The sequence below is a fragment of the Pseudomonas sp. 8Z genome (assembly GCF_902506535.1).
Classification (GTDB): Bacteria; Pseudomonadota; Gammaproteobacteria; order Pseudomonadales; family Pseudomonadaceae; genus Aquipseudomonas.
Genome location: NZ_LR733827.1, coordinates 923,811 through 936,288 on the forward strand (window position 1 = coordinate 923,811; position 12,478 = coordinate 936,288).

General features: G+C 58.9%; 13 protein-coding genes. All 13 read right to left on the bottom strand.

The genetic code is table 11. From position 1 onward, the window contains the following. Positions 1 to 7: 7 nt before the first annotated feature. On the bottom strand, positions 8 to 604 hold the full coding sequence (gene rnhB / locus AERO9A_RS17100) for a ribonuclease HII (RefSeq protein ID WP_159973121.1): 597 nt from the start codon (positions 602 to 604) through the stop codon (positions 8 to 10). Then, positions 604 to 1,737, bottom strand: a complete 1,134-nt coding sequence (gene lpxB, locus AERO9A_RS17105) for a lipid-A-disaccharide synthase (RefSeq protein WP_159973122.1) — start codon at positions 1,735 to 1,737, stop codon at positions 604 to 606. The genes rnhB and lpxB overlap by 1 nt, the downstream gene beginning before the upstream one ends. A 5-nt stretch (positions 1,738 to 1,742) precedes the next feature. Then, complete coding sequence (gene lpxA, locus AERO9A_RS17110) at positions 1,743 to 2,519, bottom strand: acyl-ACP--UDP-N-acetylglucosamine O-acyltransferase (RefSeq protein ID WP_159973123.1); 777 nt, start codon at positions 2,517 to 2,519, stop codon at positions 1,743 to 1,745. Further along, positions 2,516 to 2,956: a 3-hydroxyacyl-ACP dehydratase FabZ gene (fabZ, locus tag AERO9A_RS17115; RefSeq protein WP_003244215.1), complete on the bottom strand. Its 441-nt coding sequence runs from the start codon at positions 2,954 to 2,956 to the stop codon at positions 2,516 to 2,518. The genes lpxA and fabZ overlap by 4 nt, the downstream gene beginning before the upstream one ends. Before the next feature lie 46 nt (positions 2,957 to 3,002). After that, positions 3,003 to 4,064, bottom strand: a complete 1,062-nt coding sequence (gene lpxD, locus AERO9A_RS17120; protein ID WP_159973124.1) for a UDP-3-O-(3-hydroxymyristoyl)glucosamine N-acyltransferase — start codon at positions 4,062 to 4,064, stop codon at positions 3,003 to 3,005. Continuing rightward, entirely contained in the window at positions 4,061 to 4,564 is a 504-nt protein-coding gene (locus AERO9A_RS17125; protein WP_159973125.1) for an OmpH family outer membrane protein, read from the bottom strand. The genes lpxD and AERO9A_RS17125 overlap by 4 nt, the downstream gene beginning before the upstream one ends. Positions 4,565 to 4,600: 36 nt before the next feature. Next, complete coding sequence (gene bamA / locus AERO9A_RS17130) at positions 4,601 to 6,961, bottom strand: outer membrane protein assembly factor BamA (RefSeq protein ID WP_159973126.1); 2,361 nt, start codon at positions 6,959 to 6,961, stop codon at positions 4,601 to 4,603. A gap of 73 nt (positions 6,962 to 7,034) precedes the next feature. Then, entirely contained in the window at positions 7,035 to 8,387 is a 1,353-nt protein-coding gene (gene rseP, locus AERO9A_RS17135) for a sigma E protease regulator RseP (RefSeq protein ID WP_159973127.1), read from the bottom strand. Between the two features lie 19 nt (positions 8,388 to 8,406). Next, entirely contained in the window at positions 8,407 to 9,591 is a 1,185-nt protein-coding gene (gene ispC / locus AERO9A_RS17140; protein WP_159973128.1) for a 1-deoxy-D-xylulose-5-phosphate reductoisomerase, read from the bottom strand. Next, entirely contained in the window at positions 9,588 to 10,403 is an 816-nt protein-coding gene (locus AERO9A_RS17145; RefSeq protein WP_159973129.1) for a phosphatidate cytidylyltransferase, read from the bottom strand. Before AERO9A_RS17145 ends, ispC begins: the two co-directional genes overlap by 4 nt. Next, on the bottom strand, positions 10,403 to 11,149 hold the full coding sequence (uppS, locus tag AERO9A_RS17150) for a polyprenyl diphosphate synthase (protein WP_159973130.1): 747 nt from the start codon (positions 11,147 to 11,149) through the stop codon (positions 10,403 to 10,405). The genes AERO9A_RS17145 and uppS overlap by 1 nt, the downstream gene beginning before the upstream one ends. A gap of 18 nt (positions 11,150 to 11,167) precedes the next feature. Further along, on the bottom strand, positions 11,168 to 11,725 hold the full coding sequence (frr, locus tag AERO9A_RS17155) for a ribosome recycling factor (protein WP_159973131.1): 558 nt from the start codon (positions 11,723 to 11,725) through the stop codon (positions 11,168 to 11,170). Then, positions 11,722 to 12,465 (bottom strand): UMP kinase, encoded by a 744-nt coding sequence (gene pyrH / locus AERO9A_RS17160; RefSeq protein ID WP_159973132.1) that lies wholly within the window; start codon positions 12,463 to 12,465, stop codon positions 11,722 to 11,724. The genes frr and pyrH overlap by 4 nt, the downstream gene beginning before the upstream one ends. Positions 12,466 to 12,478 lie beyond the last annotated feature (13 nt).

Below are 12,478 nucleotides of genomic sequence, written 5' to 3' on the forward strand. Positions count from 1 at the left end.
CAGAGGTTCAGACTTCGAGCAGTGCCCGCACAGGAGCGAAAGAACGGCGATGAATCGGCGTCGGCCCCAGGCGTTTGAGCGCTTCAAGATGCACGGGCGTGGGGTAGCCCTTGTGACCGGCGATGCCATAGCCGGGATAGAGCCGATCCATCTCGACCATCTCGCGATCACGACTGACCTTGGCCAGGATCGAAGCGGCGGCGATGGCCGGCACCCGACTATCACCTTTGACCACCGGGGCGCTGGGCACCGCCAGTTTTGGACAACGGTTGCCGTCGATCAGCGCCAGTTTCGGCGTCACGCTCAAGCCTTCGACGGCGCGCTGCATCGCCAACATGGTGGCATGCAGGATATTCAGGCGGTCGATCTCATCCACCTCGGCACGAGCGATGCACCAGGCCAGAGCCTTCTCGCGAATTTCGTCGAACAGCGCTTCACGACGCGCCTCGCTGAGTTTCTTCGAGTCGTTCAGGCCGACAATCGGTCGCGACGGATCGAGAATCACCGCCGCCGTCACCACAGCGCCGCAGAGCGGGCCGCGGCCGACTTCGTCGACACCGGCGACCAGCTCTTCAACCAGAGTGAAATCCAGACCGAGCTGCATCAGCCACGCCCCACCAGCTTGAGTACCGCCTCGGCGGCCGAGACCGAGGCATCACGGCGCAGGGCACGGTGAATCACATCGAAGCCCTCGGTCTGCACCTGACCGCCATCAATCAGCGGCGCAATGGTCTGGGCCAGCGCATCGGCAGTCGCAGCATCCTGGATGAGCTCAGGCACCAGTAAACGCTCGGCCAACAAGTTGGGCAACGAGATATAGGGGCTTTTCACCAAGCGCTTGAGAATCCGATAGGTCATAGGCGCCACGCGGTACGCCACCACCATGGGGCGCTTGAACAGCAGCGCCTCCAATGTCGCAGTCCCCGAAGCGATAAGCACCGCATCACAGGCTGCCAACGCCTCATGGGAACGGCCATTGAGCAGGGTTAGCGGTAAGTCGCGATTGACCAACATCTGCTCTAGCTGCTCACGTCGCTCCGGCGTGGCACAAGGCAGCAAGAAGCGAATACCTGGGCGCAACGCGCGCAAGCGAATCGCAGCATCGAGAAACAGCTCACCCAGCCGTGCCACTTCGCCACCGCGACTCCCCGGCATCAGGGCAACCACAGACTCGTCCAACGGCAGATCCAGAACCTCGCGTGCAGCGGCACGGTCAGCCTGTTGCGGGATGGCATCGGCCAGCGGATGCCCGACGAAGCGTACCGGGACCTGATGCTCGTCGTAGAACTGCGCCTCGAAGGGAAACAGAGTCAGCATCAGGTCGCAGGCTTCACGAATCTTCAGCACGCGTTTTTGCCGCCACGCCCACACCGACGGGCTGACGTAATGCACGGTTTTGATCCCGGCATGGCGCAGCTTGAGCTCCAACCCCAAATTGAAGTCGGGCGCGTCGATACCGATGAATACGTCAGGCTGTGCAGCGATCAGATCGCGCGCCAACTGGCGGCGACGCCCCAACAGCTCGAACAGACGACCGAGCACCTCGACCAAGCCCATGACAGCCAGGCGCTCCATGGGGAAATAGGATTTCAGGCCCTCAGCTTCCATACGCGCACCACCAACGCCGATGAACTCGACATCCGGGTGACGTAATTTGATGGCCTGCATAAGGCCAGCGCCGAGAATATCGCCGGACGCCTCACCGGCAACCAGTGCGACGCGAAGAGGTCTAGTCATGGGAATCAGCGAGTAATGCCGCGCGTGGAGGCCTGAATGGAGTCACGAAATATCGCGACCTCCGGAAACTGAGCCGCAGACTCGGCCAGCTCGGCGAGCGCTTGCTCGACGGTCAAGCCTTGGCGGTAGACCAGCTTGTAACCTTTGCGCAGAGCGGAAATGGCCTCGGCGGAAAAACCACGACGGCGCATACCTTCGAAATTCATGCTGCGCGCTTGAGCAGGATTGCCGAAGACGGTGACGAACGCAGGCACATCCTTACCAATGGCGGTACCCATACCAGAAAAGCTGTGCGCGCCAATGCGGCAGAACTGATGCACCAAGGTGTAACCAGACAAGATCGCCCAGTCATCAACCCATACGTGCCCAGCCAGCGCGGTGTTGTTGACTAGGATGCAGTGATTGCCGATGACGCTGTCATGGCCAATATGGGCATAGGCCATGATCAGGTTATGGTCACCGATGGTCGTTTCACTGCGATCTTGCACGGTGCCACGATGAATCGTGACACCCTCACGAATCACGTTGTGATCGCCAATCACCAGGCGCGTAGGCTCACCCTTGTACTTCAGATCAGGCGTATCTTCGCCGACCGAAGAGAACTGATAGAGGCGATTGTGCTTGCCAATCACAGTCGGCCCCTTGAGCACCACGTGCGGGCCGATCACCGTACCCTCGCCGATTTCCACATCGGCCCCGACAATGCTCCACGGGCCGACGACTACGTCGTCAGCCAGCTTGGCACTGGGGTCGATGATGGCGCGAGGGTCAATTGAACTCATAGCTTGCGTTCCGCACAGATGATCTCAGCGGAGCATACTTCCTTGCCGTCAACAGTGGCACGGCACTCGAATTTCCAGATGCTGCGCCGGTCACTCAGGTACTTGGCCTCCAGGGTGAGCTGGTCACCCGGCAGAACCGGCGAGCGGAAGCGCAGCTTGTCCGAACCGACGAAGTAATACAGCGTGCCATCGGCCGGTTTTACGCCCATCATTTTGAAGCCAAGGATACCGGCAGCCTGCGCCATAGCCTCGATGATCAGAACACCCGGCATGATCGGATGTTCAGGGAAGTGCCCGTTGAAGAACGGCTCATTGATGCTGACATTCTTATAGGCGCGAATCTGCTTGCCTTCGACGTCCAGGTCCACCACACGATCCACCAGCAGGAAAGGATAGCGGTGCGGCAAATATTCACGAATTTCGTTAATGTCCATCATGTCCGGTTAAGCCTTAAGAAAAGAAAAGAGCACGGCCACGCCTTGCTCAGGCATCAGATGAGACGTTCGCTGCCTGGGTCACGGCAGCGAGCTGTTTTTCCAGCTCACGCAGACGCTTGGCCATCTCGTCCAACTGACGAATACGTGCTGCACTCTTCTTCCACTCGCCCGCTGGCTGCATGGCGGTGCCCGAAGAATAGGCGCCCGGTTCTGTAATTGAGCGTGTCACCATGGTCATGCCGGTGACGAACACGTTGTCGCACACCTCGATATGGCCAACCATGCCTACACCGCCGGCGATCATGCAGTTCTTGCCGATTTTGGTGCTACCGGAAATCCCGCAACAGCCGGCCATAGCCGTGTTATCACCGACCTGCACGTTGTGCGCGATCATGATTTGGTTATCCAACTTCACGCCGTTACCGATTAGCGTGTCGGACAGCGCGCCGCGATCGACCGTGGTATTGGCGCCAATCTCGACGTCATCACCGATGCTCACGCCACCGATTTGCGCGATCTTCTGCCACACGCCCTTCTCGTTGGCGAAACCGAAGCCCTCACCACCGATCACCGCACCGGACTGGATCACTACACGCTTGCCGATACTGACGTCGTGGTAGAGCGTCACACGCGGGGCCAACCAGCCGCCATCACCGATCACGCTACGCGCCCCGATCACACAATGCGCGCCGACCGTTACGTCCGCGCCGATGCGAGCAGCACTTTCAATGACCGCATAAGCACCGACGCTAGCACTGGGATGAACCACAGCATCAGCCGCGACCTGCGCCGTCGGATGAACACCCGCAACAGCTTTGGGCTTGCGGTCAAACAGGTGCGAAAGTTCGGCATAGGCCAGATAAGGATTGGCGACAATCAGCGCGTCACCGGCATAGCCATCGGCATCGGTGGCCGTCAGCAACAAGGCACCAGCCTGCGTCTGCGTCAGATACTTACGGTATTGGGCATTGGCCAGGAAGCTCAACTGTTCGGGCCTGGCCTCCTGCAAGGTGGCCAGGCCCGTGATGACCTTGCCTTCAGCGCCACGCAGTGTGGCGCCCAGGCGCTCGGCCAACTGGCCGAGAGTGAATGTCAGGGTCATGCTCAACGCATCTTGTTCATGCGCTCGATCACCTGGCGGGTGATGTCGTACTGAGGTTTGACATCGATTACCGCGCCACGCTCGAGTACCAGATCGAAGTTGCCGCTCTTGATCACTTCTTCCACCGCCTTATCCAGGTTCGGCTTGAGCTTGGCCAGCATCTCACGGTCAGCAACAGCCTTGGACTCGTTCAACTCCTTGGACTGGAACTGAAAGTCGCGGGCCTTCTGCTTGAACTCGAGTTCCAGGCGCTCACGCTCTGCCTGTTGCATCTTGTCGCCTTCCTTGACCATACGATCCTGAATGCGCTTGGCATCGCTTTCCAGGGTCTTGAGCTTGGAAAGCTGGGGGCCGAATTTCTTCTCGGCATCAACGGCGTAGCGCTTGGCGGCATCGGATTCGAGCAACGCCATCTGATAGTTCAGCACGGCCACTTTCATTTCCGCGAACGCCGGCATGGCGATCAGGGCAGTGGTGAACAGAACCAGTTGAGTCAACTTACGCACAATGCACTCCTGCAACAAAACTGTTGGCTTTCGGTGTTAGAAAGTTTGGCCGAGAGAGAACTGGAAGACCTGAGTTTCGGCATCTTCCGGTTTCTTGATCGGCATGGCCAAGCTGAAGCTCAGCGGGCCCAAAGCGGTAATCCAAGTCACACCAAGGCCGACGGAGCTGGCCAGGCTGCCGAAGTCGATGTTGCAGCTATCACTGACTTCCTTCTGACTCGACGAGCAATTGGTGTCGAACACGTTACCCACATCCCAGAACAAGGATGTACGCAGCGAACGCTGATCCTTGACGAACGGCAGCGGGAAGAGCATTTCCACCCCACCCTGCACCTGCACGTTACCACCGAACGGCAGCGGATCCTGGTCCGGGTCACGCAATGTTCCCGGACGGGTACCATCGCTTGGCGTACTGCGCGGCCCCAGGGTGTTGTCTTTGAAACCACGCACGGAGTTGAAACCACCGGCGTAATAATTCTCATAGAACGGCAGTTCGGCGGTGGAGCCATAGCTGTCGCCATAACCCAACTCGGTGTGGAAGCGCAGGGTGTAATTGTCGCTGAGCGGCGCGAATACCTGGCCACGGTAGTCGAGCTTGTAGAACGACAGATCACTACCCGGCAGCGTGGTTTCCAGCACCAAGCTCTGCGAATGACCACGAGTGGCGAGCGTGCCACGGTTCAGGGTCGATTCGGACCAACCGATGGAGCCCTTGAAGTTCAGGTAGCTATCACCCTCCTGATCGATGAAGTCGAAAATCTCATCGACGGTGTAGCGACCGGTATCGATGCTGTCCTGCTGTACAGTCAGGCCATAGGTCAGACGCGAAGTCTCGCTAATCGGGTAACCGATATTGATGCCCGCACCCAGGCTATCGACCGAGTAACTGGAGACATCGACATCGAGCTCGTCATAGTCGGTGGTGCGATAGAAGGCGTTGTAGCCCAGGCTGATACCGTCGACTGTCCAGTAGGGGTCAACGAAACCAAAGTTGTAACGGGTCTGGTATTCGCTACGCGTCAAGCCAATGCTGACGCGATTACCGGTACCCAGGAAGTTGTTCTGACTGATCGAGCCGCCGAGGATCAGACCGGCGTTCTGTGCGAAGCCAACGCTGGCGGTAATGGAGCCGGACGGCTGCTCTTCGACACTGTAGTTGACATCGATCTGGTCATCGCTACCCGGCACCTGCGGCGTTTCGACGTTGACTTCCTTGAAGAAGCCCAGACGCTCCAGTCGCGTCTTGGACTGATCGATCAGGTAGGTCGAAGCCCAGCCACCTTCCATCTGACGCATCTCGCGGCGCAGCACTTCGTCCTCGGACTTGGTGTTACCACGGAAATTGATGCGATTGACGTAGGCGCGCTTGCCCGGATCGACGAAGAAGGTGATGGAAACGGTGTTGTCTTCGTCATTCGTTTGCGGCACGCCATTGACGTTGGCGAAGGTATAACCCTCATTACCCAGGCGGCGCGTAATCAACTCACTGGTAGTCGTCATCACCTTGCGCGAGAACACCTGACCTTCCTTGACCAGCAGCAGCGCACGCACGTCTTCTTCCGGCACTTTGAGGTCGCCGGAGAGTTTCACCTCGCTAACACTGTACTTCTCACCTTCATCGACGTTAACGGTGATGTAGACGTGCTTCTTATCCGGGGTGATGGATACCTGGGTGGAGCTGATATCCATATTGATATAGCCGCGATCCAGGTAGTAGGAACGCAGGCGCTCCAAGTCGCCGGAGAGTTTCTCACGGGCGTACTTGTCATCGTTCTTGAAGAAGGACAGCCAATTGGTGGTTTTCAGCTCGAACAGATCGGACAGATCTTCGTCACTGAACACGGTATTACCCACCACATTGATGTGGGAGATAGCTGCCACGGTGCCTTCATTGATGGTGATTTTCAGCGCTACGCGGTTACGTGGCTGCGGAATCACCTCAGCCTGAATTTCGGCCGAGTAACGTCCCTGGGCGACATACTGACGCTGCAATTCATTGCGCACGCCTTCGAGCGTGGCGCGCTGGAAAATCTCGCCCTCGGCCAGGCCGGATTGATTCAGACCCTTGAGCAGATCTTCAGTACTGATGGCCTTGTTGCCGTCAATCTCGATACTGGAGATCGATGGGCGTTCGACTACATTGATAACCAGCACATCGCCATCGCGACCTAGCTGGATATCCTGAAAGAAACCGGTTTTGAACAAAGAACGCGTGGCATCGACAAGCTCATGATCATCGACCTGTTCACCCACGTTCAGTGGCAGAGCGCCGAATACGCTACCGGCGGAGACCCGCTGCAGTCCGTTGACACGTATATCGGAGATGGTGAAGGACTCGGCGTGAACTTCGGCGATCATCAATGCGGACAACACCGCAGGTAGCAGCAGACGTTTCATGAAGTCCTTTCTTATTCCAACTGACGATAAAAAATCTGCCGCACTAGGCGACAGATTTGTAATTCAGTGCGGGTTACAGACGACTGAGATCATTGACCAAGGCCAGCAGCATGACCCCGACAACCAGACTAATGCCTATCTGCATTCCCCAACCTTGAACCCGCTCAGACAAGGGGCGACCACGCACCCACTCGACTAGGTAAAAAAGCAGATGACCGCCATCCAGTACGGGGATGGGCAGCAGATTGAGAACCCCCAGACTAATGCTCAGATAGGCCAGGAAATTCAGGAAGTCCCCGAGACCAGACTGAGCAGAAGCGCCCGCCACTTTAGCAATGGTTATCGGCCCACTCAAGTTTTTTACCGAGAGCTCGCCGAACAGCATTTTCTTTAGCGATTCGAGGGTTAGCAGGCTCATTGCCCAAGTACGACGCGCACCTTCGGCCACAGCCTCTAACGGACCATAACTCACTTCGCGCAGCATCTCAGGCGGCCACTCGACACCTTTGACACCGGCCCCCAGGTAGCCGCTACGCGCCTCGCCCTCACCCCGACTGGCCAGGGTTAGCTGCACATCCTGCACTTGCCCTTCACGCTCGAAGCGCAACGAAATACGCTCGCCCGGCAGAGCACGAACCTTATCCACCACTTGCTGCCAATCACTCAACGGCTGATCATCCAGCGCCAGCAGACGATCACCAGCACGCAGGCCAGCAGCCTTTGCCGGGCCTAGCGCATCGAGCTCTTCGAGCACCGGCTGCAAGGCCGGGCGCCAGGGCTGAATACCCAACGAGCCTATCGGATCAGGCTCATCGGCACCGCGCAGCCAGTTGTTCAGCTCCAGGCGCTTGTGCGATTCAACCGTAGAACCTGGCTCCAGCACGCCGATATCGAGCACGCCACTCTCACCAAGGCGGCTCACCAACTGCAAATTGACCGCAGCCCAGCCCGTGGTGACCTGATCATTGACCGAAACGATTTCCTGGCCAGCCTGCAAACCAGCCGCAGCAGCCAGACTCCCCTCCTCGACGACGCCAATCACTGGGCGCACCTGCTGGCTGCCGAGCATGGCAACGGCCCAGAAGAACACTAGAGCGAGAAGGAAATTGGCAATCGGTCCCGCCGAGACAATGGCGATACGTTGCCCTACGGTTTTGCGATTGAAGGCCTGATCGAGCAGCGCCGACGGCACATCACCTTCACGCTCATCGAGCATCTTGACGTAGCCGCCCAACGGAATGGCTGCGATGACAAACTCAGTGCCATGGCGGTCATGCCAACGCACCAGCGCCTTGCCGAAGCCGACGGAAAAACGCAGCACCTTGACCCCACAGCGGCGCGCCACCCAGAAATGGCCGAACTCATGGAAGGTCACCAGCACACCCAGGGCTATCAACGTGCCCACCAGCATGTACAGCGCACTCATTTCAACTCTCCACTTCGCCTCAATGGCTGGCCAACCACTGCCTGGCCAGCTCTCGCGCCTGAATATCGGCAGCCAATACCACGTCGAGCGCTTGCACAGTCTGCGACGCCTGCCTGTTCAATACCGACTCGATCATACGCGCGATATCCGTAAAGCGGATGCGCCGCTGCAGAAATGCTTCAACGGCCACTTCATTGGCAGCATTAAGAACGGCCGGAGCCGTACCGCCCACCTGCGCAGCCTCGCGCGCCAGACGCAAACAGGGAAAGCGCTGCTCATCCGGCCGCTGAAAGTCCAGACGACCAACGGCGAACAGATCCAACGGCGCCACACCTGAGTCAATACGTTGCGGCCACGCCAGGGCATGAGCGATAGGCGTACGCATATCCGGGTTGCCCATTTGCGCCAACACCGAGCCATCGATGTAGTCAACCAGCGAATGGATCACGCTCTGTCGATGAATGACCACCTCAATCTGCGCAGGAGCGGCATCGAACAGCCAGCAGGCCTCGATCAACTCGAGCCCCTTGTTCATCATGCTGGCCGAGTCGACGGAAATCTTGCGCCCCATCGACCAATTCGGATGGGCGCATGCCTGCTCAGGCGTAACGAGCTCCAGATCAGCCAAGGGGGTTTCGCGAAACGGCCCGCCGGACGCCGTCAACAACACCCGGCGCACACCTACCTGAGCCAATCCACGCGCATAATCCTGCGGCAAACACTGGAAGATCGCGTTATGTTCACTGTCGATTGGCAGCAAAGTCGCGCCACTGTCACGCACAGCCTGCATGAACAAGGCGCCAGACATCACCAGCGCTTCCTTGTTGGCCAGCAACACCTTCTTACCCGCCCGCACCGCCGCCAATGTCGGTTTAAGACCCGCAGCACCGACAATCGCCGCCATCACGGCATCGACATCGGCATGCTCAGCAACGGCGCACAGACCCTGCTCGCCGACCAATACCTCGCAGCTCAGCCCGTCGCTACGCAAAGCTGCTTGCAAGGCCTGCGCACTGACTTCATCAGGCACCACGACGAATCGAGGCCGATGCACACGAGACAGCGCCTGCAACTCAGCCAAGCGGGAAAAACCAGTGAGCGCGAACACCTCATAACGGTCGGGATGACGCGCAATCACATCCAGGGTACTGAGGCCAATCGAGCCCGTGGCACCCAGTACGGTAATACGCTGCAAACCGCTCACAACGCCCCCCAACCCGCTATCCAGAGCAAAGCTGCAAACAGCGGAACAGCCGCTGTGAGGCTGTCGATGCGATCCAGTACACCACCATGCCCTGGCAGCAGATTGCTGCTGTCCTTGATCCCCGCCTGACGCTTGAACATGCTCTCGGTCAGATCCCCCACGACAGAGATCAGCACCACCAGTGCAGCGCCAACCAGCGCCAACACCACCCCCTTAGTCGACCACCCCTGCTGCAGACCGACCACGAGAGTGATCAGCAAACTGGCAGCCAGACCACCATACACACCCTCCCAGCTCTTGCCGGGACTGACGCGAGGCGCCAACTTCTTCTTGCCGAATGCCTTGCCCGAGAAATATGCCCCGATATCGGCACCCCAGACCAACACCATCACGGCAATGATCAGCCCATTAGCCTGCGGCCAGTGCTTGAGCAGTACCAACCCCTGCCAGGCTGGCAGCAAAATCAGCAGACCGATCCCCAGACGCCCAGGCAATCCACCCCAGAAACGACTGCTGCCAGGGTAGCTGAGCACCAACAAAGTCGCCGCCAGCCACCAAAGCACCGCCAGAGACAACACGACAGGCGCCAGTTGCGGCAGCCGATACAAGCCCGCCAGCAGTAGAGCAACCAACGACGCATAAGCGACCCTTTGCGCCTGCGCCTGCAACCCGGCAAGTCGTGCCCACTCCCACGCGCCGAGCACGATCACGGCCCCGATAAACAAGGCAAACGCCACCCCATCGAGCAGGAAAAAACCTCCCAGCGCGATAGGCAACAGCACCAACGCAGTGATGATTCGTTGCTTCAACATTAGGAGCGCGCCTCTGCCTCTACCTGCTCGCTGGTCTTGCCGAAGCGACGCTGACGAGTGGCGAAATCAGCCAGCGCCTTGCGCATGGCTTCATGCTTGAAGTCCGGCCAATAAAGGTCGGAGAAGTACAGCTCGCTGTAAGCGAGCTGCCAGAGCAGAAAATTACTGATGCGATGCTCACCACCGGTACGAATACACAGATCCGGCAGCGGCATGTCGCCCGTTGCCAAACACCCCTGCAAAACGTCAGCGGTAATTTCGTCAGGCTGCAGATGCCCAGCCTGCACTTCACGCGCCAGACGCTGGGCAGCCTGAATGATGTCCCACTGCCCACCGTAGTTGGCCGCGATCTGCAAGGTAAAACGCCGCGCCCCCGCCGTAAGCTGCTCGGCTTCGCGCATGGCGGCCTGCAACTCAGGATGAAAGCGCGAGCGATCACCGATGATGCGCAAGGCGATGTCGTTGTCGAGCAGGCGCTTTGCCTCGCGCCGCAAGGCACCGAGGAACAACTCCATCAGCGCGCCAACTTCATCGGCAGGGCGCTGCCAGTTCTCGCTGGAGAAGGCGAACAGCGTCAACACCTCGACACCCGACTCGGCGCATACCTCGATCACCGCACGTACGGCGTCCACGCCCGCCTTGTGGCCAGCCACACCGGGTAACAGGCGCTTCCTGGCCCAACGATTGTTGCCATCCATGATGATGGCGACATGCCGGGGCACCGCCTGCTGCTTGTTTTTATCCATGTCGGGACGCCTGAGCCGTCAAACGGCCATCAGGTCCTTTTCCTTGACCTCAAGCGCTTTATCGACATCGGCGATGAACTTGTCGGTGATCTTTTGCAGCTCGTCAGCAGCGCGGCGCTCCTCGTCCTCGCTGATTTCCTTGGCCTTGGACAGCTTCTTCAGATCGGCCAGAGCATCGCGACGCACGTTGCGTACAGCCACCTTGGCATCTTCGGCAACGCCACGCGCCTGCTTGGTGTAACCCTTGCGGGTTTCCTCGGTCAAAGCCGGCATCGGCACACGGATAGTGGTACCGGCGCTGCTCGGATTAAGGCCCAGGTCGGAGGTCAGGATGGCTTTCTCGATAGCCGCGCCGAGGTTCTTGTCATGCGCGACGATCTTCAGGGTACGGGCATCTTCCACAGTGATGGCCGCGACCTGATTGAGCGGCATCTCGCTGCCCCAGGCAGGCACGCGAACGCTGTCGAGAATGCTCGGGTGAGCGCGGCCAGTACGAATGGAGGCCAAATTGCGATCCAGCGCCTCCAGGGACTTGCCCATACGCTCCTGAGCGTCTTTCTTGATGTCGTTGATCATTGTGCTTCCTCCTCGATCAGAGTTCCTTCGGCGCCACCGACTACTACGTTCAACAGGGCACCAGGCTTGTTCATGTTGAAGACCCGCAGCGGCATGCTGTGATCGCGGCATAGGCAGATGGCAGTCAAATCCATCACTCCCAACTTGCGATCCAGCACCTCGTCATAGGTCAGGCGCTCGAATTTCTCGGCATGCGGATCCTTGAACGGGTCGGCAGTGTACACGCCATCCACCTTGGTCGCCTTGAGCACCACGTCAGCATCGATCTCGATAGCCCGCAGACAAGCCGCCGAATCCGTAGTGAAGAACGGGTTGCCGGTGCCCGCCGAGAAGATCACCACTTCACCGGTCTTCAGATGGCGCATGGCCTTGCGGCGATCGTAATGATCAGTCACACCAACCATGGAAATCGCCGACATAACGAGAGCGGGGATATTCGAACGCTCCAGCGCATCACGCATGGCCAGTGCATTCATTACCGTCGCCAGCATGCCCATGTGGTCACCGGTAACGCGATCCATGCCCGCTGCGGACAACGCCGCACCACGGAACAGGTTGCCACCACCAATCACTAGACCGACCTGCACGCCGATTCCAACCAATTGGCCGACCTCCAGCGCCATGCGGTCGAGCACCTTGGGATCGATGCCGAAATCTTCAGAGCCCATCAAGGCTTCGCCGCTCAGTTTGAGCAGAATGCGTTTGTAGCGAGGTTGGCGACCCGTAGTCTGCTGAGCCATTGCAAGTCTCTCC